This window comes from Frigoribacterium sp. UYMn621 (genome assembly GCF_040549525.1).
Lineage (GTDB): Bacteria > Actinomycetota > Actinomycetes > Actinomycetales > Microbacteriaceae > Lacisediminihabitans.
The window spans coordinates 139,038-163,451 of sequence record NZ_JBEPTM010000003.1 but is presented as its reverse complement, the minus strand read 5'-3'; the positions used below and the strand labels follow the sequence as shown (position 1 = coordinate 163,451).

Sequence of the window (24,414 nt, the reverse complement as noted above, 5' to 3'; positions counted from 1 at the left end):
CCCTGGTGGGAACCCTCCAGTCACTCCTGACCCGTCAGCCCCACACCTTCCTGAATGATGAAAGGCAAAAAAGGGGGATCAGCGTGCGGGCAGGGGAACCGCGGAGACCGTCCGGTCGATGGTGCACTGCCCCAGGACGCGGGTGCCGAGGTAGAGCACGGCGGTCTGACCGGGCGCGACACCGTTGAGGGGAACATCCGGGCGGATGATGATCTCGCCATCCCGAAGCACGGCAACCGCGGGCACCGGGTCGGCGTGAGCGCGGATCTGCACGTGGCAGGCGAACTCCGTGAACGGGTCGGCGGGTGCGAGCCCCGCCCAGCTGAACTTGGATCCGGCCACCTCGGCGAGATCGAGAGCCTCCTTCGGACCCACGACAACGGTGTTGCTCGACGGCCTCACCTCGAGCACGAACCGAGGACGACCATCCGGCGACGGGACTCCGAGGTGCAGGCCCTTGCGCTGACCGACGGTGAAGGCCGCCGCCCCCTCGTGGCTGCCGACGACGGAACCATCCCGCTCCAGGATGACTCCTGCTTCGGCTCCCACCCGATCCGCGAGCCAGCCGCGGGTGTCGCCGTCGGGGATGAAGCAGATGTCATGACTGTCGGGCTTCGTCGCAACGCTGAAACCGCGCTCGGCGGCCTCCGCGCGGACTTCCGCCTTCGAGGGGGTCGCGCCGAGCGGGAACATGCTGTGCGCGAGCTGCTCCGCCGTGAGCACCCCGAGCACGTAGGACTGGTCCTTCGCCCAGGCAGCGGCCCGATGCAGTTCGCGATTGCCGTCGTCGTCGGTGAGGATCGTGGCGTAGTGCCCCGTGGCGACCGCATCGAAACCCAGGTCGAGGGCCTTCTCGAGCAGGGCCGCGAACTTGATGCGCTCGTTGCACCGCATGCACGGGTTGGGCGTGCGCCCGGCCGAGTATTCGGCGACGAAGTCGTCCACGACATCGAGAGCGAAACGCTCAGAGAAGTCCCACACGTAATAGGGGATGCCGATGATGTTGGCCGCCCGCTGGGCATCCATCGAGTCCTCGATGGTGCAGCATCCGCGGGCCCCCGTGCGCAGCGTGCCGGGCATGCGGCTGAGAGCCAGGTGCACGCCGACCACCTCGTGACCGGCGTCGACGGCGCGCGCGGCCGCAACGGCGGAATCCACTCCGCCACTCATCGCCGCCAATACCTTCATGACTTCCAGTGTAGGCGCGGGTCCCCTCGTCATAACTCCGGCAAATTGCCGGCGACCGAGCAGGTGGTGGCCGAAACCCGGAGGCCGCCGAAGCCGGCCCAGCAGGTTGCAGGAGTTATGCAGGATCGGGCGGGGGGCTTTAGCCGGGCAGGTCCGGGCTCGCCAGTTGCAGTTGGATCACCGACTGCCCGGAGACTCTTGGGTCTCCACTCAGCTGCAGCAGCCACGAGATGTTCGGCTTGCGATTGCTCGAGAGCGTCACGAGGTGCACTCCCGTCGCATCATCGGATGACTGTCGCTCGGTCCATCCCGAGGCTTCGATCTTCTGCACCATCGCCTTCGAGATGGCGACCGGATCGTTGGAGGCAACGAGCGAGATGATCCGCAGCACTCCGTAGTACGACCGGGAGGATGCCGTCGCCGGTACGAGCTGGTCGGTGTTGTCCACGTGCACGACGATCGACGCGGGCAACAGTGCCACGATGGCATCCGCGAGACGCACGGTCTCCGCCTGGGCTGTCGCGCCGGTGAAGTCGGCGGGGAACACCGATGTGAGAGCCGGATCTGCCGGAACACTCTCGGTCGGGCTCGGCGTGGGTGCCGGAGATGCGGTGCAGCCGGTCATCGCGAGCATCACAACAAGGAATCCGGCAGCGACTGCCGCGGATGCGCGCCTAGGCATCGACACTGTCGACCCGCGTCGCGACATCCCGGTCATTGAGGCCCGCTCGCATCGCGCGCGCGACGGCCCCGGGCAGTGCCTGCAGGAACGCGTCGACGTCGGCCTCTGTCGTGGTGTGCCCGACGGTGATGCGCAGTGCGCCGCGGGCATCCGCCTCGGTGAGCCCCAGTCCGAGCAGCACGTGGGATGCCTCCGGGATTCCGGCGCGGCAGGCCGACCCGGTGCTCACCGACACTCCGGCGGCATCCAGGAGAAACAGCAGGGAATCACCTTCGCAGCCGGGAAAGGTGAAGTGGGCGTTGTTGTCGAGGCGCGCAGCGGGATCTGGGTCGCCACGCAGCACGGCCGACGGCACGGCCGCCCGGACTCCGGCGACCAGGCGGTCCCGGAGCGGCGCGAACGATGCGACCGGATGCTGCGCCGCGACCCCGAATGAGATCGCGGCCGGCACGTCCTGGGTGCCCGACCGCACGTCGCGCTGCTGCCCTCCCCCGTGGATGAGCGGCACGACGACGGCGGAACGGTCGAGAACGAGGGCTCCCATGCCGAGCGGGCCACCGATCTTGTGCGCCGAGACCGACAGTGCCGCGAGACCGGTGGCGGCGAAGTCGATGGGCACGTGACGGTAGGCGGAGATCGCGTCGCAATGCACCGGCACACCGTGACGAGCGGCGAGCGCGGTGATCTCGGCGATCGGCTGCACGGTGCCCACCTCGTTGTTGGCCCAGAGCAGGGTCACCAGGGCGACGTCGTCGTGTTGCTCGAGGAGCTCGGCGAGGACGTCCACCCGCACGCGGCCCAGTTCGTCGATCGGCACCCAGTCGATGATCGCGCCCTCGTAACGCTCCAGCCATTCGACAGTGTCGATGGTGGCGTGGTGCTCGCCGCGCGGCACGAGGATCCTCGCACGGGTGCCGCTCGCGTTCCGCGCCCAGTACAGCCCCTTAACGGCGAGGTTCACCGCCTCCGTTCCGCCGGAGGTGAAGACGACCTCGATCGGGTCACAGCCCAGGGATTCCGCGACGCGCTCGCGGGCCTCCTCCAGCATCCGCTTCGCATTCTGGCCCTGGGAGTGGATGGACGATGGGTTGCCGACGATGCCGAGAGCCTCGGTGTACGCGGCGATCGCCTCGGGAAGCATCGGGGTGGTTGCGGCATGGTCGAGATACACGGGCACGGACGACACCTCCAGTTGCGCACACGCCGTAACCTGCACGACTCACGGAGTCTCTACTCTAGAACGCATGCCTGTGACCGATCCGACCGTCGAAGCGCCGATTTCGACGGTTGCACCCCTCTCAGATCCGCTTCGAGACCTCGGTGTCCGGGCGACCTCCACCGGTGGCGTGCTGCGGGTCTGGTCGGCCAGTGCCACCGCCATCGAGCTCTGCATCTTCGGAAACAAGGACCCCAACTGGGTCGCCGAGAGCATCCAGTTGCAGAAGGATGACGGCGACGTCTGGTGCGGCACCTCGCCCAACCTGGTGGCCGGCACCCGATATTCACTGCGGGCAACCGGCCCGACCGGAGCGACCCACCGCTTCGATCCCGCGTTGCATCTCATCGACCCCTACGCCCGCGGCCTGGCCCGCACGGCCTCCGGGGACTGGCGCTCGTACGTGCAAGACGACGACTTCGACTGGAACGGCACGACCAAACCCCGCGTGCCCCTCGACCACACCGTGCTGTACGAAGCGCATGCGCGGGGGATTTCGAAGCTCAACCCAGCCGTGCCGGAGGAGCTCCGTGGCACCTATGCCGGGCTTGCCCACGACACGGCCATCAGCTATCTCAAGGACCTCGGCGTCACGACGATCCAATTGCTGCCCGTGCACCAGTTCGTGAGCGAACAGCGACTCATCAAGCAGGGCCTCAGCAACTACTGGGGCTACAACACCCTCAACTTCTTCACTCCCCACGCACAGTACGCCTCGCGCGAGGCGCAGTTCGGCGGTACCGGCGCGGTGTTGCGGGAGTTCAAGGGCATGGTGAAACTGCTTCACGAAGCCGGCCTCGAGGTCGTGCTCGACGTGGTCTACAACCACACCGCCGAGGAAGGCAAGGAGGGGCCGACCACGTCCCTTCGTGGCCTCGACAATGCGTCCTACTATCGGCAGGACGCCAGGGGCAACTACATCGACGTGACCGGATGCGGCAACACCGTGAACTTCGCGCACCCCGCCGCCCAGCGGCTCGTGCTCGATTCGTTGCGGTACTGGGCCAACGAAGTGCAGATCGACGGCTTCCGGTTCGACCTCGCCGCAACCCTCGGTCGTGACGAACGGGTGGAGTTCGATCCGCATCATCCGCTCATCGAGGCCATCGTCACCGATCCGGGGCTCCGGGGCGTGAAGATGATCGCGGAACCCTGGGACGTGGGGATGGGCGGCTGGCAGGTCGGCAACTTCCCCGAACCGTGGTCGGAGTGGAACGACGACTACCGTGACCGCACCCGCAACTTCTGGCTGACCGACATCGGAGCGGCACGGGCCGAGGGGGTTGCCCCGATCGGGATCGGCCAGCTCGCGTCGAAGCTCTCCGGCTCGAAGGGAGTCTTCTCCCAGGAGCGGGGCCCTCTCGCCTCCGTCAACTTCGTCACCGCGCACGACGGTTTCACCCTCGCGGACCTCACCGCCTACAACCAGAAGCACAATCTGGGCAACGGCGAGAACAACCGTGACGGCACGGACAACAACCACTCCTTCAACTACGGGGTGGAGGGCCCGACCCACGACGCGACGATCCTCTCGGCGCGCGAGAAGGCGATCCGCAACCTGCTCGGCACCCTGCTGCTCTCGGCTGGCCTGCCGATGATCACGGCCGGCGACGAATTCGGACGCAGCCAACGGGGGAACAACAACGCCTACTGTCATGACAGCGAGCTGACATGGCTGCCCTGGGAGCGCGAGGACTGGCAGGACGAGCTGCTGCTGGTCTCCCAGAAGCTGCTGCGGCTGCGCCGGGCCAACCCGGCGCTGCGCCCGATCCGCTTCGGAATCTTCGGGGAGACCGTGCCATCGGCCACCCAGATGGACTGGTTCAACAAAGAGGGACTCTCGATGTCGATCGAGGACTGGGATTCGCCCAAGGAACGCACCCTGCAGTACCTGGCGGCATCCACTCCCGAATTCGAGGAGTTCAACCGCATCCTGCTCATCGTGCACGGACTGGAGGCTCCGGAGACCGTCTGCCTGCCCCTGCACGAGGGCGTGGAATCCTATGAGCTGCTCTGGAACAGTGCGGATGACGACGCTGAGGCCGAGACCCACGCCCCCGGCTCGGAGTTGACACTGGCCCCCGCGTCGATGCAGTTGTTCCTCGCTCACTCGTCGTGACCGCGACCCCCGCGACCTCGGCGCTTTCGGCTCTCGGGATCGCGTTCATAGAGCACGAATACGCGCACGATTCCGCCAACACCTCTTTTGGACTCGAGGCGGCGGCCGTGCTCGGAATCGAGCCGGAACGGGTCTTCAAGACGCTGCTCGCGGATGTCGATGGCAGCCTCGCCGTTGCGATCGTGCCGGTCTCCGGCAGACTCGATCTCAAGGCCCTCGCCAGCGCGCTCGGGGGCAAGAAGGCGGCAATGGCGGATCCCGCACTGGCCGAGAGGCGCACCGGCTACGTAGTCGGCGGCATCAGTCCGATCGGTCAGAAGACCGCTGTGCGCACAGTGCTCGACGAGACCGCGGAGCTGTTCGACACCATTTTCGTCTCCGGTGGTCGCCGCGGATTCGACCTCGAGCTCGCACCGCAGGACCTGGTGCGGGCGACGGCAGCTCGACTCGCGCCGATCGCCCGCGACTGAGTCACGGCACGCTGGGCGGCGAGGATGCCGTGCGGCGGGCTCGCCGGCGCTTCTGCCGACGCGCCGAGGCGATCGCCGTCGCCACCGTATAGGCCGCATAGGCGAAGAGCAGCCCGGCGACTACCGGTACGATCCAGGTTCTGTTCTCCCCGTTGACAGCATTATTGACATAGCCGAAGTAGGGAAGCGAATACCAGACCCGCCCCCTCACCTGGTCGGCGAGGATCTCCCCCGGATCGGGCTGGTCGTTGTTGTCGCCCTTGAACTGGAAGGTGCGGGTGCCGTTCGAATCGTTGTGGATGGCGATGATGCGATGGGTGATGACGCCGGGCTTGCCCGAGACGATCTGGTAGGTCGCGACATCCCCGATTCTCAACTCGTCGGTCTTCACCGGCACGTCGACGATCAGAGTTCCCGGGGGAAAGCCCGGAATCATCGAGCTGGTGAGGACGGTGAGCGGGATGCCCCCGGCCAGCTTCGGGATGACGACGACCAGGGCCGCGAGCGCCAGCACGAGGATGAGGACGGCACCGCTCAGCGCGAGGCCGAGGTAATGGCCGAGGCCCTTCTCCCTGTCGGCACGACGCGGGCCCGAGCGGGGTCGCCGCGGCGGATCGCCCGCGGCGGATTCACCGTCGGGGTTCGAGTGGTCAGTCATCCTCTGATTGTCGCCGACGACGGGCCACAATCAGGAACATTCCCACTCCGAGCAGCAGACCGCCACCCGCGATCAGAGGCACGGGCAGGGAGCCACCCGTGAAGGCGACAGTGCGAAAGCTGCCGGTGTTGGCGAGCAGGGTGCCGTCGTCGCGGCAAGCCGATCCGGAGAAGGCGCCCGCCGCGGCATCCCGCATTGCGACCATCAGGTCGAGGGATGCCCGGTCCGATTGAGCAACGCCGGCGGTGAGATCGGCCATGGTGAAGGTCAGCGTGAGCTTCACGGTGTCTCCCGCGGCGATGGACACTGCGCTGCTCACCACGTCACACGGCGAGAGGGCCGCAAGAGGCTGGGATACCGGAGTCGAGCCGGGCACCGAATCGAGCGAGCTGAGACTCACTCCCTCGGCGAACACCGTCGACGTCGACACGAGGTTTCGGATACTCACCCGCAGCGCGGAGGCCGCGCCGGAGGGATTGCGGATGTAGAGCGAGCGACTCACTGACTGCCCCGGAATGAGCATCCCGGCCCCGTCGAAGAGCCCGCCGTCGAGGGTCGGGGCGAAGGTGATGCCGTCACGACTCACCAGCACGCTGTCCACGGCAGCGGATGCTGGGGCAACCGTTCCCCCGAGCACGAGGGCGGATGCGACGGCGACCATCGCCGCGACGGCTGCGATTCGCGAGCGCATCACGGCACCTGCGTCAGCGTGAAGGTCTGGGTCGCGGTGCCATCGCAGGTGTACTGCTGTACCTGGGTGCCGGCGGTGTTGCTCTTGAGGGCCAGGCACTTTCCGCTGTTGACGCTGGTGAAGTGCACCTTTCCGTTGCCCTCGGAGGTGATGGTCCAGAGTTGGTTGTTGTTGCCGGACCAGTTCCAGGTGATTGCCGACGAGCCATCGGTCGTGCTCGCTCCGCTGATATCCCAGACGAGATTCGGAGTCGCGGTGGAGAAGATCTTGTAGTCCGCGCCGGAGACGTTCACAAACTGCCAGGTCTGGCTTCGACCGGTCTGACAGGCCAGCGTCACGAGATTGTTGCCGTTAGCCCCGGGGGAGACTCCCCCGTCGACGCAGAGGTTTGCCGAGGTGAACTTGACCTGGTAGTTGACCGAGGTGTCGAAGGCCGTCGTGGTCACACTCCGGGAGGAGGATGCCGCCGAGACGTTATCCGCCGCATCCCGGGCCTTCACCGTGTACGAATACCTCGTGCCGCCGGTGAGTCCCGTGTCGGTGAAAGAGACGGTCGGTGCCGCGACAGAGCCCAGGAGCGTGCCATCCCGGTAGACGTCGTAGCTCGTGACGGCCGCGTTGTCGGTCGAGGCCGCCCAGGTGAGGGTCGTCTTCGCCGCGGAAGTCGCGGACGCGGCGGGTCGTCCCGGCCTGGTCGGCGCGACGGTGTCGGCTACCGTCTGGGTCGCCGTAGCGGAAGAACTTCCGTTCCACGAACCCTGGGAGTAGGAGAGAGTCACGGTCGGAATCGACGCGGGTCCCATCGTCGTGGCATAGGTCGCGGGGATCGTGGTTCGCACACAGAAGATGTCGACGGCGCCGACGGCAACGGAATCTGTCGTCGAGAGCCCGGTGGAGAGCACCGCGCTGCCCGACTGGGCTCCCGCGGCGGAGGTCGCGGTGCACTGCGACGCGGTCGTGACGAGCCAGCCGGTGAGCGTGGTCGCGTTCGAAAGTCCGTTCGCGGCAGCCTTCACCTCGACGGTGTAGTCCGCCGGCACGGTACCGGAGTTGGTGACGGGCATGGCGGCGGTATGGGAGAGCACCGAGGGCGAATAGATCGCGCTGAGGTTGGCGACATCAGTCGGCGCGATGGTGACAGACAGGGTGCCGGCCGAAACGGTGCCGCCGAGCGACGATGACGCAGAGGTCCACACGGCTGCCGCGATGCCGGTGCTGGCAAGAACGAGGAATGCCGTGAGCCCCGCAATGATCGCACCCCGGGGAACCCGGATGCGCGCCGCGCGACGTGAAGAGCCTGGCGTACTCAATTCTGGATCCCGTCGATGGTGGCAGTGAAGTTCAGTGCGCTCTGCCCCTGAGTGGAGTTGGCCGGCGAACCCGAGAACTTCACGGAGACACAGAGAACCGACGACTGGCCGACGGGGAGTGCTGTTCCGATGGTAGCAACCGAGGGGGCAGCGAAGGTGCTGTAGACCCAGGCGGATGTCACGGTTCCCGCGCTGCAGTTCGCCGCGGTCGATGCGGTGGCGAATCCGAAGCTGAGTGCCTGCGTGAAGGGGGTGGAGGTCGGCACGGCGAGGCCGCTGGTGCGGAGGGTGAGAGGGATCGTTCCCGTGTTAGTCAGTACGGCCGAACCGTAGAGCACCGCGCCCGGGTACATCGCCGTCGTGGGCATCGCAAGGGCTGTCGAAACCGTGAGGTCGGCAGATCCGGCGGAGATCGCCCCGTTGGATGCCGTGGCCTGCGACTTGTTCCACTGGGCGTAGGTGCCACCGGTGGCGACACCGGCGAGGCCGATGGCGAGGATGAGGGCGAAGGTCGTCGTGACCATCGAGCGCACCGAGAACAGGGTGCGGATGCTGCGGCGGGCGACATGTCGTCCCCCACGGGAAGAGGCGGTGCCGGTGAGAGTAGTCATCAGTGGCACCGCCCTTTCCGAATGTTGTGAATGTGAGGAGTGAATACGGCCGAGGCCACTCGCGCAGGCGTCCACCTTCGGGTGGTGGGCACCTGCGCGGGTCTGACTAGTTCTGGGTGAGAGTGACCGTCAGGTTGTTGAGGTTCACCGAGCCGAGCTTGGCGTCGTTCTCGGCGCCGGCGGTGGTGGACTTCGGGAAGGTGATGGTCGCCGTGACGGTGACCGGGGAGGACGCGATACCAGCGGTTCCGGGGGTGACCGTGTAGGTCGGGCCGGCTCCGGTGATGGCCGAGCCGGTAGCACCGAGAACGGTGTTCGCGGTGAGGTAGCCGGCGAGAGCGGTGTCGGCTGCTGCAGTGGTGGCTCCCGTGATCGAAGCCGTTCCGAGTCCGAGGGTCGCGACCAGGTTGTTGCCCGATGCGGTGACGTTCACGGTCTTGGTGAACTTGAGCACGTCACCGGGGACGGCCTTGAAGGTTGCGAGGGTGATCGTGGTTCCGTTCGCGGTCCAGGTGCCGGCGGTACCGGAGTCGGCGACGAGCAGGTTGCCCGCGACGATGTTTCCGCCGGTGACCGTCGCGCTCGAGTTCCACAGGGCGAAGGTGCCTGCACCGCCAAGGAGGAGGGCGACACCAGCTGCGCCGGCGATTGCACCTTTGAGGAGCTTGTTCATTGTCATTCCTTTCGCGACACCGTAGATGTCGGGTGGGGCGCGCCGAAGCTCGCCGGTTGTTCTGTGCCGCAGCGCGGCAGAAACATCGTGATCGGCACGACGCTCCGAGTCTGTGGGCCGGATCGATGAGGCTGACCGGCTGTCCTGCCCGTCGGTTTCGCCTTGCGGTTTCCGTCGGGCACCTTCCCCATAAAGAACACTACGTAGGACAGACCAAGTTGTCTATCCTCCATGTACCCCCAGAGTAGGGCACAAGCGATATACCGGAATTTGCATGTGAAAAATGGTGAAATGAGCTTGAGGCCACTGAATCCGTCGGAATAACCTCACAAAACCATGGAATCCATCGAATCGGGGAGGTCGTCATCGACGGTGTCCCGCGGTTTCGGGGTACAAATCTGAGCGCCCAGGGGACAACGGCAATCCCTGCGCCTGCAGGGCGCTCGGCGAAACTCTTCGGCGCGACCGGGCCGGCACGCAAAAAGGGCCCCCGGCGGATCGCCGGGGGCCCTGTTACGTGACTTTTACGAAGCCACAGCGATCAACCCGAGTTCGGCCGGGCTCGCCAGTAGCGGATTGCGCGGAACCACACGCACGTTGTAACCGAAGCTGCCTGCCCGCGAGAGCGTGACAGTGCCGGCGAATTGAGCCGGATCACCCACGGTGGGCGAGGGCGTGAGCTCCACACTGTGCGGGTTCTCCAGGCGGTCGTTTTCCCGGGCGCGCCCGTAGACGACCTCCACCGACACGTCCGCGGGCGTCAGTCCGGCCAGGTTGACGTGGGCGCGCACGTGCAGCTCGTCGCCGACCTGCGGTACGGCGTCCACTCCCCCGGATTCCACGTGGGCGACCGACACGTGGGGCCAGGCCGCCGTGACCTTCGACTTCCATGCGGCGAGGGCGCGGGCCGGGGCGTAGTTCTCGGCCGAGATCGTGCGGTGGGCGACGGCGGATGGCACGTAGAGCCGCTGCACGTACTCGCGCACCATGCGGTCCGCCGAAAGCTCGAACGACAGTGTCGACAGGGTGTGGCGGATCGACTCCACCCATCGCGTCGGCACACCGTCGGCACCACGGTCATAGAACCGTGGGGCGATCTGGTGCTCGATCAGGTCGTACATAGAGTCGGCCTCGAGCTTGTCGCGCTCGGCGGAATCTCCCGCAGAGTCGGCGCTGGGGATGGCCCAGCCGTTCTCCTCGTCGTAGAACTCGGCCCACCAGCCATCCAGGATGGACAGGTTGAGCGAGCCGTTGAGCGCCGCCTTCATGCCGGAGGTGCCGCAGGCTTCGAGCGGGCGAAGGGGGTTGTTCAGCCAGACATCCGTGCCGGGGTACAGCAACTGGGCCATCGCGATGTCGTAGTTGGGAAGGAAGACCATGCGCTTGCGGATCTCCGGCTCCTGGGAGAACTCCACCAGCTTCTGGATGAGGCGCTTTCCCTCGTCATCGGCGGGATGCGACTTGCCCGCGATCACGATCTGCACCGGGTGTTCCTTGGAGAGCAGGATGGAACGCAGGCGTTCCGGGTCGTGGAGCATCAGCGTGAGTCGCTTGTAGGTGGGTACGCGACGCGCGAACCCGATCGTCAGCACATCGGGATCCAAAAGCTGCGAGAACCAGGACGGATCACCGATGCCGGGGTTCTGCTCTCCCCAGGCGTCGGAGACACGGGAGCGGGCATCGGTCACCAGTTGCTGGCGCATGCCGTTGCGTACATTCCACAGGTCCGCGTCGCTCACCGCTTCGGAGGCCCAGTCGGCAGTCGTCGTGTCGGAGGTGCCGAGACGGTCGGCGGCGAGCGCCACGAGCGAGGGGTCGGTCCAGCTGGGCGCGTGCACGCCGTTCGTCACCGAGGTGATCGGCACATCGTCGGCGTCGAAGCCGGGCCACAGCGCCCCGAACATTCCGCGACTCACCTCACCGTGCAACTGCGAGACGCCGTTGGCACGCTGCCCGAGACGAAGTCCCATCACCGCCATGTTGAAGGTGTTGCCCGCACCACCCTCGTAGTTCTCGGAGCCGAGGGCGAGCACATCGTCTACCTCGACACCGGGGAGCAGATCGGTGGAGAAGTACTGCTGCACCAGCGAGGAGTCGAACCGGTCGATGCCGGCCGGCACCGGCGTGTGGGTCGTGAACACGGTGCCCGCGCGCACGACCTGCAGGGCCTCGTCGAAGGACAGGCCCTCACCGATCAGGTCGCTGATGCGCTCCAGGCCGAGGAATCCGGCGTGGCCCTCATTGGTGTGGAACAGCTCGGGGGCATCCGCATCCGTCAACTCGGTGAGCAGCTTGATGGCGCGCACGCCACCGATGCCGAGCAGCAGTTCCTGCAGCAGGCGATGCTCGCCGCCGCCACCGTAGAGGCGGTCGGTGACCGAGCGCAATGCATCCTCGTTCTCCGGGATGTCGGTGTCGAGCAGCAGCAGGCGGATACGCCCGACGGCGACCTGCCAGATGCGCGCGTAGAGCGCACGCCCGCCGGGGAGAGCGAGGGCGACCTGGGCCGCGGTGCCATCCGGATGACGCAAGACCGAGAGCGGCAGCCCGTCGGGGTCGAGCACGGGGTAGGACTCCTGCTGCCAGCCGTCCGGGGAGATGGACTGGGCGAAGTAGCCGGAGCGGTAGAACAGTCCGACACCGATGATCGGCACTCCGAGGTCGGAAGCGCTCTTGAGGTGGTCGCCGGCGAGGATGCCGAGACCGCCGGAGTACTGAGGAAGGGCAGCGGCGATGCCGAACTCGGGCGAGAAGTAACCGATCGCCTTGGGGGCGGCATCCGTCACCGTCTGCTGGTACCAGCGCGGCTCGGTGAGGTAGGTGTGCAGGTCTTGAGCAAGGTTCGCGGCCCGGTCGACGAAGTCCTGGTCGGCGGCGAGCTCCTGCAGGCGAGCCGGCTCGATCTCGCCGAGGAGACCGATGGGGTCGTGCGCGCTCGACTCCCACAGTTCGGGCGAGATGTCTTCGAACAGGCGCCGGGTCGGGAGGTGCCAGGACCAGCGGAGATTCGTAGCGAGCTCCTCCAGCGGTGCAAGAACCTCGGGGAGAACGGTGCGGACGGTAAAACGACGGATAGCCTTCACCGTTACACCCTAGGGGCAGAAAGTTAAGGTTTGGAGACGGGGCTGCAACCGTTTCCACAAAAACGCGGGGAGCGGCACAGGAGTCAAGGGGGGAGAGATTCTTTTGCAGAGCCGGTACGGTCGAAGAGTGACCAATGTCTACGAACCAAAGATGGGCCGCATCCCGATTCGGGAGCTCGCTCCCCAGCAGCCCGACAATAACTGGCCAGCGAAAGCCTTCGTGGGCGAGGTGGTGCCATTCCAGGCCACCGTGTTCAAGGAGGGACACGACATCCTGGGTGTCGACCTACTCCTCTCCACGCCCGAGGGCGTGCAGTCGAAGCACCGGATGCACGAGGTCGGTGTCGGCTTCGACCGCTGGGAGGTCGAAGTCCTCCTCGATGTGCAGGGCACCTGGGTCTACAGCGTTCAGGCCTGGAACGACGACTGGGCGACCTGGCTCCATAACGCCGAGATCAAGATTCCGGCGGGCATCGACGTCAAACTCATGCTCCTGATGGGCACCGGCCTTCTCGCCCGCGCGGTGAAGGCAGATCCCACCAACAAGATCCTGAAGGATGCGGCAAAGGTGATGGGCACCAAGAGCCTGTCGCCTGCCGCACGATTCGAGGTGGCGCTCGATCCCCGGGTCACGGCCGAGATCGAGAAGAAGCCACTCGCAAGCCTCACCACGCTCAGCCTTCCGCTCGAGGTGCGGGTCGAACGCACCCGCGCCGGTGCCGGCAGCTGGTACGAGTTCTTCCCGCGCTCGGAGGGGGCGAGACAGGGCAAGGACGGCAGCTGGACGAGCGGCACATTCCGCACCGCCGCGCGCCGTCTTCCCAACGTCGCGGGCATGGGCTTCGACGTGATCTACCTTCCTCCGATCCACCCGATCGGTGTGAGTTTTCGCAAGGGACCGAACAACACGCTGAACCCGGGCCCGCAGGATCCCGGATCCCCCTGGGCCATCGGGTCGATCGACGGCGGGCATGACGCCATCCATCCCGACCTCGGCACCGTGGAGGACTTCGAGGCCTTCGTCGACACGGCGAAGAAGAACGGCCTCGAAGTGGCCCTCGACCTCGCCTTGCAGTGTTCGCCCGACCACCCCTGGGTCGCCGAACACCCCGAGTGGTTCACCACCCTGCCGGACGGGTCGATCGCGTATGCGGAGAATCCTCCGAAGAAGTACCAGGACATCTACCCGATCAACTTCGACAACGATCCCATCGGCATCCGCACCGAGGTGTTGCGCATCGTCAAGTACTGGATCGGGCTCGGGGTGAACATCTTCCGGGTGGACAACCCGCACACCAAACCACTGCAGTTCTGGGAATGGATGCTGCACCAGGTGAACTCGGAATTCCCCGACGTGGTCTTCCTCGCCGAGGCATTCACCCGGCCCGCCATGATGTATTCGCTCGGACAGGCCGGATTCCAGCAGTCCTATTCCTACTTCACCTGGCGCAACACCAAGGTCGAGCTCGAGGAGTTCTTCACCGAGATCTCCCATGAGCACTCGGCATACTTCCGCCCGAACCTCTTCGTCAACACCCCCGACATCCTCACCGAGTTCCTGCAGTTCGGGGGGCCGCCGGCCTACAAGATCCGCGCGGCACTCGCCGCGACGGCATCGCCGAGCTGGGGCGTGTACGCCGGGTACGAGTTGTTCGAGAACGTGGCCCGGCCCGGCTCAGAAGAGAACATCGATAACGAGAAGTACCAGTACAAGGCCAGGGACTTCGGAGCCGCGGAGGCCGCGGGCAAGTCCCTCGCGCCGTACCTCACCCAGTTGAACAAGATCCGGGCGGAGCATCCGGCCCTGCGCCAACTGCGCAATCTGGACATCCACTGGAGCGACGACGAGTCAATCCTCGTCTACAGCAAGTACCTCGACGGATCGTTCACCCGCTCCGGCCGGGGGGATGCCATCATCGTCGTCGCCAACCTGGATCCGCATTCGGCCCGGGAGACCACCGTCTACCTCGATCCCACCCGGTTCGGTGTCGATCCGGACGAGCCGTTCGAGGTGACCGATCTCATCACCCGGCAGAAATTCACCTGGGGCCAGCAGAACTTCGTGCGGCTCGACGCCTTTGTCGAACCCGTGCACATCCTGCGTGTCGAACTCCCGAGAGGCAAGTAAATGGCGAAGGACCCGTCCACTCCCCCCAAGAAGACGCCCGCGGCTAAAGTGCTGGCGGACAAAGCGGTGAAGGCCCCCGCGGAGCGCAAAGCGGCCGCGAAGAGACCCGCCGCCAAGAAGGTATCGACGAAGGCGGCCGCCAGCGCCGTCGTTCCGACCCTCCCGACGCTGCACCCCGATCACATCGCGGCGCTGGTGGAGGGCCGTCACCCCCACCCGCACGAGACCCTCGGCCAGCACGCGCTCGGAGACGGCTTCGTCATCCGCGTCATCCGCCCGCTCGCGGATTCGGTGACCGCGATCCGTGCCGACGGAAGCCGCGTCGCACTCAGCCACCTCTCCGACGGCCTTTGGCAGGGATACGCGCCTGGCGCCGGCCAGGCCTACCAGGTCGAGACGACATACTCGAACGGACCGGACTGGGTGACGGATGACCCGTACCGGTTCGTCTCCTCGGTGGGAGAGATCGACCTCTACCTCTGGGGCCAGGGCCGCCACGAGCAGCTCTGGCAGGTGTTCGGCGCACACTTCCGGCCGCACGAGGATGTGTCGGGCACGAGCTTCTCGGTCTGGGCTCCGCACGCCAAGGCCGCTCGCGTGCTCGGCGACTTCAACGGCTGGTACGGCCTCGGCCACGCCATGCGTCGCCTCGACGACAACGGCGTCTGGGAGCTCTTCGTGCCCGGGCTCGCCCCCGGCACCTCCTACAAGTTCGAGCTCCTCACCGCCGACGGCCGCTGGGTGCAGCGCGCGGACCCGATGGCCCGCTATACCGAGGTGCCCCCGGCGACCGCCTCGAAGGTGGGCCAGACACTCTACGAATGGGGCGACTCCGAGTGGATGCGTCGGCGGGCCGAGCGCGATCCGCACAATTCCCCGATGAGCGTCTACGAACTCCACGTCGGATCGTGGCGCCCCGGCCTGGACTATCGCGCGCTGGCGGACGAGCTGATCCCGTACCTGCAGGAGACCGCGTTCACCCACGTCGAGTTCATGCCGCTGGCGGAGCATCCCTTCGGCGGCTCGTGGGGCTACCAGGTGACGGGCTATTTCGCGCCGACCAGCCGGTTCGGGCATCCGGACGACCTCCGCTACCTGATCGACCGCCTCCACCAGGCCGACATCGGCGTGATCATGGACTGGGTTCCGGCACATTTCCCCAAGGACGAATGGGCCCTGGCCAACTTCGACGGCCAGCCGCTCTACGAGCACTCCGACCCCCGGCGCGGCGAACAGCGCGACTGGGGCACCCTGGTGTTTAACTTTGGCGACTCACAGGTGCGCAACTTCCTCGTCGCCAACGCCACCTACTGGCTCGAGGACTTCCACATCGATGGCCTCCGGGTCGACGCCGTCGCGTCGATGCTCTACCTCGACTACTCCCGCGAAGCGGATGACTGGCTGCCGAATGTCAACGGTGGGCGGGAGAATCTCGAGGCGATCAGCTTCCTTCAGGAGGTGAACGCCACGGCCTACAAGCGCAATCCCGGCATCGTGATGATCGCCGAGGAGTCGACGGCCTGGCCGGGAGTCACGAAGCCCACGGGCGGTTCCGGCCTCGGCTTCGGCCTGAAGTGGAACATGGGCTGGATGCACGACAGCCTCTCGTACATGGAGGAAGACCCCATGTACCGCTCGTACCACCACAACGAGATCACGTTCAGCATGGTCTACGCCTTCACCGAGAGCTTCCTGCTGCCGATCAGCCACGACGAGGTCGTGCACGGCAAGGGGTCACTGCTGCACAAGATGCCCGGCGACCAGTGGCAGAAGCTCGCGAACCTGCGCGCCTATCTCGCGTTCATGTGGTCGCATCCGGGCAAGCAGTTGTTGTTCATGGGATCCGAATTCGGGCAGCCCTCGGAGTGGAGCGAAGAGCGCGGGCTCGACTGGTGGATCCTCGACCAGCCGATCCACCGCGGACTGCTCACCCTGGTCAGCCAGATGAACCGGGTCTACCGCGACCAGCCGTCACTGTGGTCTCGCGACAACGACCCGGGCGGGTTCGAATGGATCGACGCGGGTGACGCCGAGCACAACGCGGTGTCGTTCCTGCGCTGGGACAACCACGGCAACCCCATCGCGGTTCTGATGAACTTCGGCGGCAACACCGTCGGGCCCTATCGCGTGGGGCTCCCGTTCGCGGGCATCTGGGACGAGATCCTCAACACGGATGCCTCGGAGTACGGCGGCTCCGGAGTCGGCAACTTCGGCGCGGTCGAGGCCACCGACACGCCCTGGGCGGGTCGTCCGGCCTCCGCGGAGCTCACGCTGCCGCCGCTGGCCGGGCTCTGGCTCAAGCTGCGGAGGTAGTCCCGTGACGGTCGAGTAGCGAGCGCCAGCGAGCGTGTCGAGACCCACCTGCGACCGGTCTCGACACGGGCGCGGGCGCCCTACTCGACCAGCAGAAGGCGCGGGCGCCCTACTCGACCAGAAAAAGGCGCGGGCGCCCTACTCGACCAGCAGAAGGCGCGCTCAGTACAGAAGGCCCGTCAGGCGACGGCGAGCGGAGACCACACGAGGGTCATCCCCTCCGGCGATCTCGAAGAAGTCGAGGAGGCGGGTGCGGACGCGGTCCTTGCCCGGCTGGTCGAGGGTGGGGAAGAGTTCGAGGAGACGTCCGAACGCGTCTTCGAGGTGCCCACCGGAGGTGTCGAGATCGGCGACGGCGAGCTGGGCATCGAGGTCCGTCGGAGCCGCAGCGGCCGCAGCCCGGATTTCGGACGCCGATGCGGTGCCGAGGCGGGAGAGCAGCGACACCTGCGCAAGCCCGGCAACGGCGAGCTGATCACGCGGGTCCTGGGCGATGGCCGTCCTGTATTCGCGGATGGCCGTGTCGAAGTCTCCCGCGGCGATCGCGTCGTACGCCTCCTGGTGGTGGGGCGGCAACGGTTCCTCGACCGGCTCTGCGGGCTCCGCGCCCGGCTCCGGGGGCTCGACAGTGCCGGTGACGTTCTGTTGGGCGGCGAGCGTCAGCAACTGGTCGAGCACCTGCTTGACATCCGCCTCCGGCAGTTCGCCCTCATAGAGCGCGATCGGGCGTCCGCCGACCACCGCGGCGACGGTGGGTGCCGCCGCGGCGTGGAAGGCCTGCGTCAGCTGAGGATTGGCCGAGGCATCCACTGTCGCGAGCACGAGTCGACCAGCGTACGCGGTGACGGCGCTGATGAGAGTGGCCGATGGCTCACCGACGTACAGCTCGACGACCACCGGAACGGTCTGCGAGAGGTCGAGGATGGCAGTGAAGGACGCATCGGAGGATTCGACCACGAGGGAAGGCACAGAGGCCGCCGGCCCGGGAGCGGACCCCGCTGGGGGCGCCGGCGGACGAACCAGGGAGGAGAGGTCTACTGCGCCGCGCAGGTTGGCACGGCTTGCGGGGGGAATCGAGGTCACGGGAGCTCCTTGGCCGAGGTGAGACCGGTCGCGAAACCGAGCAGGGAGATCTTTTCCTTGCTCGTCGAACTGGGGACGTAGAACAGGAGTTGGTCGCTGTAGACCGCGACAGTGCCCTTGGTGGACCCGGTGACGCCGGAGAGCGACTTCACCTGCCCCTCCGGATTCACCGCCGTACCGGCTTCGACCGGAGTCACCGTCACGGTCTCGTTGAGATTGACCGCCACGATGGCGCCCGAATCGTTGCTGCCGAGCGAGATGCTGTCGTAGGGACCGACGCTATTGGCGAATTCCATCTTCGCTGTGGCAGGCAATGCCGCCTGGAGCGACTTGCGGTATTCCAGACCGATCAGCCCGATGAGCTTGTCGTTGGAGGTATCGAAGTATTTTGCGGACTCGCTGGTCGGTCCCTTCTCGAGGATGTCGCCGTAGGCGAGTGCGATCTTGGACGGTGCGAGCTCGAGCAGCTTGACATCGGGATCGAGGCGGGGTGCACCGACCTCCTTCGCCGCGAGCTTCGGCAGTACCACTCCGGCCTCGAGGGCGGTCGCGTACTCGACCTTGTAGTCGGATCGGGGTGTCTTCTGTTCGAGCATCAGTCCCAACGGTGGCACCTTCTTGTCCGTGGGGTTCTGCACGACAGTGAAGACGACCCGCGGCCATTTGCCGGCATCCTGCAGCTGAGGCAGGATCACGGTGGCACTACCGGCCGGGATGGCGGCGAGGGCGGCCTGAGTGTCATCCACCTTTCGGATGGCGTAGTTCGCGGCGCGCAGGTCGAGCGCCGCACCATCGAACCGGGTCTTGGCGAGTTCGACGTCCTTATCGGCATCCGCCTTGGCGGCGACGGCCGAGATCCGAGAGAGGATCACCCTCAACTGGGGAACCGTCACGGCGGGAGGCGAGACATCGGCGGCAGCGGCCGTGGCGGACGGGGTCGGCGTGGCAGACGCGGCGCTCGGCCCGAAGGCGGGCCAGGAATCGGCCGTGCATCCGCTGAGGGCGAGGCCACCGACCAGCAGCACTGGCACGATCGCGATCATCCGCCTGCGGTTGGCTCGGCGGGAACCGGTGGGCGCGAGGGCCTTCGGTCTGCGCGGCCGGTAGCTGCGCTGGCGAGGGACCTTGGGCATCTTGGGAGTCTTCCGGCGGGGTCCGCGGGAACGCCGCAGGTGCGCGAGCCCCCAGAGGTAGAGAGCGAGACCGATGATCAGCAGCACGATCCCGCCGACGATCAGGGGTCCGGACCACGGGGTGCGGTTGTCGAGAGGCCACCGGATGGAGAGGGTGCTGGGAGCCGCGTTCGTGCCATCGGACACGATGATCACCGAGATGTTGTCGGGAACGTTCACCGTGAAGTCGAGGCTGTCGGTCTCGCTGAACTGGTCGAGCCAGAGGTCGGAGCCCTGTGGGTTGGGCACCTGGGAGGTCTTGCCTTCGACGAGGCGAGAGGTGAGCGTCGACTTGGCGCTGTTGAAACCGACCCGGTTGTAACTCGCATCACCGACCCAGGCCAGCACGTCGTCGGTGCGACCGTAGGCAGCGAAGATCTTCTTCGCGCCGCTGATATGGATCTCCTGGCGGCCCGGAAGGGACTTGAGCGTCGAGGAGTTGACGATGGTGACGGGGGCCTTCGTGGTGAAGGTCTCCGAGGCGGTGATGCTGTCGGCTTCGGCGAGCACGGTGCGCTGGGCGATACCGTAGGCGATGAGCCCGAATGCGATCACGAAACTGATGATCGCGGCGATGAAACGCACGTTGGTTACTCCTCTCGTGTTGCCGTGGGCGACCGGCGGTCGGCATCTCCCGCGACACCGCCGCCTCCAGCGCGCAAGCGGCGAAGGGCGGCATCGGGTGACGCCAAGAGGCCCGTAGGACTGACTGAAAAGTCCGTGTGGCAACAGGCAAAGACGTTCCAGAATAGCCTAGCGACCCTGAGAACCGCCTCACCATAGCCACCAGACCCCCGTAAACAGGGCGTTCTGGCCCCCAAAACGGGCCGGGGCGCCGCCGCTCTCTCACGCTAAACTCGGATGGTTCCGGCCACGACTCTGTTCGCGCCCGGGCAAAATCACTCACGAGGAGACAGCGTGGCCACTGACGACGAGACCTTCACCACGGCGATGCGCGGGTACAACCGCGACGAGGTGGACAGTGCGATCCAGGATCTCCGGCGTGAGCTGATCAAGGCCAACAGCGACAAGGCCGAGGCGGCCAAGGAGCTCAAACGACTTCACGCGACGGTCGATGACCTCCAGGCCGAGATCGAAGAGACCGGCAGTCCCACCTACAGCGGGCTCGGCACCAAACTCGAGAACACGCTTCGCGTCGCCGAGGAACAGTCGACGAGGCTCATCAGCCAGGCCGACATCGATGCCGAGAAGTTGCGCAGCGGTGTGCAGGCCGAGGTCACCAAGCTGCGCACCGACGCGATGGAGAGCGCCGACAAGAGCCTGGCCGATGCGCACGCCACGGTCGGCCGCATCCTCGATTCGGCGAATTCCGAAGCCTCCGAGCTGCTGGAGCGCACTCGCGCCGAAGCCGAGACGATAACGCAGGACGCCCTGCGGGACGCCGCCGCCATCCGCGGTGCCGTCGCCACCGAGGCCGCCGAGGCCCGCGCGACCGCCAAGCGTGAATCCGCCGCCGTTCGTGCCGAGGCAGAGCGGGAGGCGGCAGAACTCAAGGCCGTCGCCACGCGGGAGATGAGCGAGGCACGGGATGCCGCCGCCGCCCTCGCGCGGGAGACGGAGCTCGGTCGCACCGAGTTCACCAGCGAAGCCGAGAAGCAGTGGGGCGACCTCGCGCGCGACACCGAACAGCAGCGCACCGATCTCGATCGGGACACCCAGGCGGCACGCATCGAACTGGAGCGTTCGACGGAGACACAGCGCGCCGAGCTGGCCCGCGAGATCGACGAGGCGCGAACCGCCTTCGAACTCGACAGCACCGAGAAGCGCAACGTGCTCGAGAGCGAGATGGCTGATGCTCACAATGCCCTCGCCCGGCGTACCGCCGAGACACGGACCGCCCTGGAGCAGGAGACCACCGCCGCCCGCATCGCCCTCGAACAGGAGACCGAGGCGGCGCGCACGGCGCTGGAACAGCAGACGGAGGCTGATCGGGTCGCGCTCGAGCAGGAGACCGCCGCCGCTCGCGCAGCCCTCGAGCAGGAGACCACCGCAGCCCGCGATGCTCTCGCCCTCGACACCGCCTCGACGCGGGATGCGCTCGAGCAGGAGACCGCCGCCGCTCGCTCAGCCCTCGAGCAGGAGAGTGCCGCAGCCCAGGCGAAGGTGCAGCAGGATCGCGCCGCTGCCGCGGCCACCATCACGCAGGACGCGAAGGCGGCCAAGGCCAAGCTCGCCCTCGAGGTCAAGCGCGCCCGCGCCGAACTCGAGCAGGAGACCACAGAGGCACGCGCGAAGCTCGAGGCGGAACTCGCCGCAGCGCGGGCCGAGCTGGAGCACGACGTCGAAGAGCAACGCACCAATGTCGCCCGGGAAGTTGAGCAGTTGCGCGCGGATGTCACCCGCGAGGTCGAGCAGACCCGTGCCTCGCTCATCCACGACACCGCCGAGGCGCGCAACCGTCTCGCCCTCGACTCCGAGCAGGCACGCACCGACCTCGACGTGGAGCTGAAGGCCCGGCGGGACGAGGCCGAGAAGGAGTTCCTGGCGAAGCACCAGGAGGCGGTCGCCCAGACCCAGAAATACCTCGACGAGGCGAATGCCCAGCTGGCCGACGCCATCCGGATCACCGGTGAGAAGCGCGCGGAAGCGGACGCGATCGATGTGGACGCCAAGGCCGAAGCCCGCGAGCTCCGCGACCGCTCGGGCAACGAGGCGGCCGAGATCATCTCCAACGCCGAGGCTCGCGCGAAGGCGATGGTGAAGGATGCCGAGAAGCGAACCGCAGATCTCGTCAAGGATGCTGAAGAGCGGATGTCGCAGATCCGCATCGAGCGCGAGTCCGTGGCGGGTTACTTCGAGAGCCTTCGGACTGTACTGTCTCAGGCAGAGAAGGTTGCGAGCGATAAGTAGCCTCTGATCGGGCAACCCTTCGTCTACTCACGGGAGTCGCAGTGAAGATCCAAAACGCCTTCCGTCTCGGCCTGCTCGGCGGGCTCGGAGTGCTCGTCGCCGTCGGCATCGGTGGCGCGGTGGCGTCCCTGTCGACGATTCTCACCTACATCGGGGCGGCACTGTTCCTCGCCCTCGGCATCGACCCGGCCGTCTCGTGGCTCGAGCGTCACAGGTTTCCCCGCTCGGTGGCCATTCTCACGGTGCTCATCGGTATTCTCGCCGTCTTCGTCGGGCTCATCTTCGCGGTCGTTCCGGTGATCGTCGACCAGGTGAACAACCTCATCTCGAGCCTTCCCGACTTCATCGCCACCGTGACGAGGGCGACCTGGATCAGGGACACCCAGAAGAGCCTCCCCGACTGGATCAACCTGAACGACCTGATCACGCAGTCCGGCAACTGGTTGCGCAGCAACGTGTCGACCATCGGCGGCGGCCTGCTATCGGTCGGCGTCGGGATCGCGAGCGGGGCGACCGGCTTCGTCATCATCCTGATCCTCACCCTGTACTTCGTCGCCTCGCTGTCCAACATGAAGCGCGGGCTGTACCGACTCGTTCCCGCCTCCAAACGTGCCCGCTTCTCCGACCTCGCGGAGCAGATCAGCGCATCGGTCGGCCGGTACGTCGTGGGCCAGGGCACCATCGCCCTCGCTAACGGGGTCGCCAGCTTCCTCTTTCTGTCGATCGGGCAGCTCTTCGGAGCGAAGTATCCGGCACTGTTCGCCTTCATCGCGTTCCTGTTCGCCCTCGTGCCGCTCGTCGGAACGCTGTCGGGCAGCATCCTGATCACCCTGAGCACCCTGCTTCTCGCGGGACCCGGTCCGGCGCTCTGGGTGGGCATCTACTACGTGATCTACATGCAGATCGAGGCATACGTGATCAACCCGCGGGTGATGAACCGTGCGGTGAAGGTGCCGGGAGCGATAGTGGTCATCGCCGCCCTGGCCGGAGGCGCGCTGCTCGGCATTCTCGGTGCGCTCATCGCCATCCCTGTGGCCGCCTCGGTGCTTCTCATCTTCGACCAGGTGGTCGTGCCCCGGCAGAACGAGCTCTGACCGACTCCGGGCTGGTCTCAGACCGTCGGGTGCCACACCTCGGGGAGGGGAAGCGCGGCCGGGTTGAGCCGCTGGACCACCTCGGTGAGCACCCGGCGGGTCTGAGACTCCCCCACCCAGAGGTGTTTGCCCCCCTCGACCGCCACGAGGTCGATCTCGGGCACTATCGCGAATCGGGCGGCCGCCTCGGCCGGGCGAAGGTAGTCGTCGAATTCGGGGATGAGCGCGACCAGTCGCTTGCCGCTCCCGGCCCAGGCGGCGATTTCGGCATCCGTCGCCCGGTGCAGCGGTGGGGAGAGCAGGATCGCTCCCTCGACGGGATGCTCCAGCCCGTATTTCAGCACCACCTCGGTGCCGAACGACCATCCGAGGAGCCACGGGTGGGGCAGTCCGCGCGCCGCGACGAGGTCCATGGCGGCCTGGAGGTCGTGCCGTTCGTCGATGCCTTCGCCGAAGGATCCCCCCGACGTGCCTCGGGGTGAGGAGACGCCGCGAAAATTGAACCGCAGAACGGCGAGGTCCGCGAGGGCGGGCAATCGTCCGGCCATCTTGCGGATGATGTGCGAGTCCATGAACCCCCCGGCGGTGGGCAGCGGATGCAGGGCGACGATCGTCGCGACCGGGTCACGGTCGAGGGGCAGCGAGAGTTCGCCGACCAGAGTGAGGCCATCGGCGGTGTGAAGCTCCACCTCTTCGCGCCGGGCGGGCAGCTCCACCCCGCCGCGGATCTCGACGGCCGTCACTTGATCTTCCAACAGTGCGAGTGCCAGTGTCGGCGGGCCGCCAGGTCCTCGGCCTCGCCCATCAGCCCATCCGCCCGCCAGGCGACGAGGTGGGCCGTGCCGGGGGCGATTTCGAGTCCGCAGCCCGGGCAGGTGTAGCTCTTGCTCGCCGATGCGGCGGAGATCGATTGCACATTCCAGAGGCCGTCGCGACGGGATTCGGTGCGCAGGCTGCCGAAGAGTGCCCGCGAGATGTCGTACTCCTCGTCGCCCCCTGCCCCGGCGCGCGGTCCACGGGGGCGGTTCGAGCGGGGCATACGTCAACCCTAA

The 24,414-nt window shown here is 66.7% G+C and carries 19 protein-coding genes; 6 read left to right on the top strand and 13 right to left on the bottom strand.

What is annotated here, in order from left to right; genetic code table 11:
• Positions 1-78: 78 nt before the first annotated feature.
• From mnmA to ABIB54_RS07065, 3 genes are all read right to left on the bottom strand, one after another.
• Complete coding sequence (gene mnmA / locus ABIB54_RS07075) at positions 79-1,188, bottom strand: tRNA 2-thiouridine(34) synthase MnmA (RefSeq protein ID WP_354574811.1); 1,110 nt, start codon at positions 1,186-1,188, stop codon at positions 79-81.
• Between the two features lie 139 nt (positions 1,189-1,327).
• On the bottom strand, positions 1,328-1,870 hold the full coding sequence (locus ABIB54_RS07070; RefSeq protein WP_354574810.1) for a hypothetical protein: 543 nt from the start codon (positions 1,868-1,870) through the stop codon (positions 1,328-1,330).
• On the bottom strand, positions 1,863-3,047 hold the full coding sequence (locus tag ABIB54_RS07065) for a cysteine desulfurase family protein (RefSeq protein ID WP_354574809.1): 1,185 nt from the start codon (positions 3,045-3,047) through the stop codon (positions 1,863-1,865). The genes ABIB54_RS07070 and ABIB54_RS07065 overlap by 8 nt, the downstream gene beginning before the upstream one ends.
• A 67-nt stretch (positions 3,048-3,114) precedes the next feature.
• Between ABIB54_RS07065 and glgX the strand changes: the two genes are divergently transcribed.
• Both glgX and ybaK read left to right on the top strand, forming a co-directional pair.
• Positions 3,115-5,205 carry a glycogen debranching protein GlgX gene (gene glgX, locus ABIB54_RS07060; protein WP_354574808.1) on the top strand — a complete coding sequence of 697 codons (2,091 nt, stop codon included), beginning with the start codon at positions 3,115-3,117 and terminating at the stop codon, positions 5,203-5,205.
• Positions 5,202-5,675, top strand: a complete 474-nt coding sequence (ybaK, locus tag ABIB54_RS07055) for a Cys-tRNA(Pro) deacylase (RefSeq protein WP_354574807.1) — start codon at positions 5,202-5,204, stop codon at positions 5,673-5,675. Before glgX ends, ybaK begins: the two co-directional genes overlap by 4 nt.
• Before the next feature lies 1 nt (position 5,676).
• Here ybaK and ABIB54_RS07050 read toward each other — a convergent pair whose 3' ends face one another.
• From ABIB54_RS07050 to glgP, 6 genes are all read right to left on the bottom strand, one after another.
• The gene (locus ABIB54_RS07050) at positions 5,677-6,333 is read right to left on the bottom strand and encodes a signal peptidase I (RefSeq protein WP_354574806.1); all 657 of its coding nucleotides are present in this window, start codon (positions 6,331-6,333) and stop codon (positions 5,677-5,679) included.
• Complete coding sequence (locus ABIB54_RS07045) at positions 6,326-7,024, bottom strand: LAVTG motif-containing sortase-dependent surface protein (RefSeq protein WP_354574805.1); 699 nt, start codon at positions 7,022-7,024, stop codon at positions 6,326-6,328. The genes ABIB54_RS07050 and ABIB54_RS07045 overlap by 8 nt, the downstream gene beginning before the upstream one ends.
• Positions 7,024-8,334, bottom strand: a complete 1,311-nt coding sequence (locus ABIB54_RS07040; protein WP_354574804.1) for an RICIN domain-containing protein — start codon at positions 8,332-8,334, stop codon at positions 7,024-7,026. The genes ABIB54_RS07045 and ABIB54_RS07040 overlap by 1 nt, the downstream gene beginning before the upstream one ends.
• Positions 8,331-8,945, bottom strand: coding sequence for a hypothetical protein (locus ABIB54_RS07035; protein WP_354574803.1), 615 nt, complete (start codon positions 8,943-8,945; stop codon positions 8,331-8,333). The genes ABIB54_RS07040 and ABIB54_RS07035 overlap by 4 nt, the downstream gene beginning before the upstream one ends.
• Positions 8,946-9,051: 106 nt before the next feature.
• Entirely contained in the window at positions 9,052-9,618 is a 567-nt protein-coding gene (locus ABIB54_RS07030) for an alternate-type signal peptide domain-containing protein (RefSeq protein WP_354574802.1), read from the bottom strand.
• Positions 9,619-10,142: 524 nt separating this feature from the next.
• A complete protein-coding gene (glgP, locus tag ABIB54_RS07025; RefSeq protein ID WP_354574801.1) occupies positions 10,143-12,701 on the bottom strand; it encodes an alpha-glucan family phosphorylase in 2,559 nt (852 codons plus the stop codon).
• Positions 12,702-12,852: 151 nt separating this feature from the next.
• Between glgP and ABIB54_RS07020 the strand changes: the two genes are divergently transcribed.
• Together ABIB54_RS07020 and glgB are read left to right on the top strand one after the other, a co-directional pair.
• The gene (locus ABIB54_RS07020; protein ID WP_354575054.1) at positions 12,853-14,829 is read left to right on the top strand and encodes an alpha-1,4-glucan--maltose-1-phosphate maltosyltransferase; all 1,977 of its coding nucleotides are present in this window, start codon (positions 12,853-12,855) and stop codon (positions 14,827-14,829) included.
• Positions 14,830-17,142, top strand: coding sequence for a 1,4-alpha-glucan branching protein GlgB (gene glgB / locus ABIB54_RS07015; RefSeq protein ID WP_354574800.1), 2,313 nt, complete (start codon positions 14,830-14,832; stop codon positions 17,140-17,142).
• Between the two features lie 162 nt (positions 17,143-17,304).
• On the opposite strand, the gene ABIB54_RS07010 is transcribed toward glgB, so the two are convergent.
• Together ABIB54_RS07010 and ABIB54_RS07005 are read right to left on the bottom strand one after the other, a co-directional pair.
• Positions 17,305-18,225: a co-chaperone YbbN gene (locus tag ABIB54_RS07010; RefSeq protein ID WP_354574799.1), complete on the bottom strand. Its 921-nt coding sequence runs from the start codon at positions 18,223-18,225 to the stop codon at positions 17,305-17,307.
• Positions 18,222-19,982 (bottom strand): DUF8094 domain-containing protein, encoded by a 1,761-nt coding sequence (locus ABIB54_RS07005; RefSeq protein WP_354574798.1) that lies wholly within the window; start codon positions 19,980-19,982, stop codon positions 18,222-18,224. Before ABIB54_RS07005 ends, ABIB54_RS07010 begins: the two co-directional genes overlap by 4 nt.
• A gap of 333 nt (positions 19,983-20,315) precedes the next feature.
• Between ABIB54_RS07005 and ABIB54_RS07000 the strand changes: the two genes are divergently transcribed.
• Positions 20,316-22,268, top strand: coding sequence for a DivIVA domain-containing protein (locus tag ABIB54_RS07000; protein ID WP_354574797.1), 1,953 nt, complete (start codon positions 20,316-20,318; stop codon positions 22,266-22,268).
• Between the two features lie 41 nt (positions 22,269-22,309).
• A complete protein-coding gene (locus ABIB54_RS06995) occupies positions 22,310-23,362 on the top strand; it encodes an AI-2E family transporter (RefSeq protein ID WP_354574796.1) in 1,053 nt (350 codons plus the stop codon).
• Between the two features lie 17 nt (positions 23,363-23,379).
• On the opposite strand, the gene ABIB54_RS06990 is transcribed toward ABIB54_RS06995, so the two are convergent.
• Complete coding sequence (locus ABIB54_RS06990; protein ID WP_354574795.1) at positions 23,380-24,105, bottom strand: alpha/beta hydrolase; 726 nt, start codon at positions 24,103-24,105, stop codon at positions 23,380-23,382.
• Positions 24,102-24,401 carry an Rv1322 family protein gene (locus ABIB54_RS06985; RefSeq protein WP_354574794.1) on the bottom strand — a complete coding sequence of 100 codons (300 nt, stop codon included), beginning with the start codon at positions 24,399-24,401 and terminating at the stop codon, positions 24,102-24,104. Before ABIB54_RS06985 ends, ABIB54_RS06990 begins: the two co-directional genes overlap by 4 nt.
• Between the last annotated feature and the right edge of the window lie 13 nt (positions 24,402-24,414).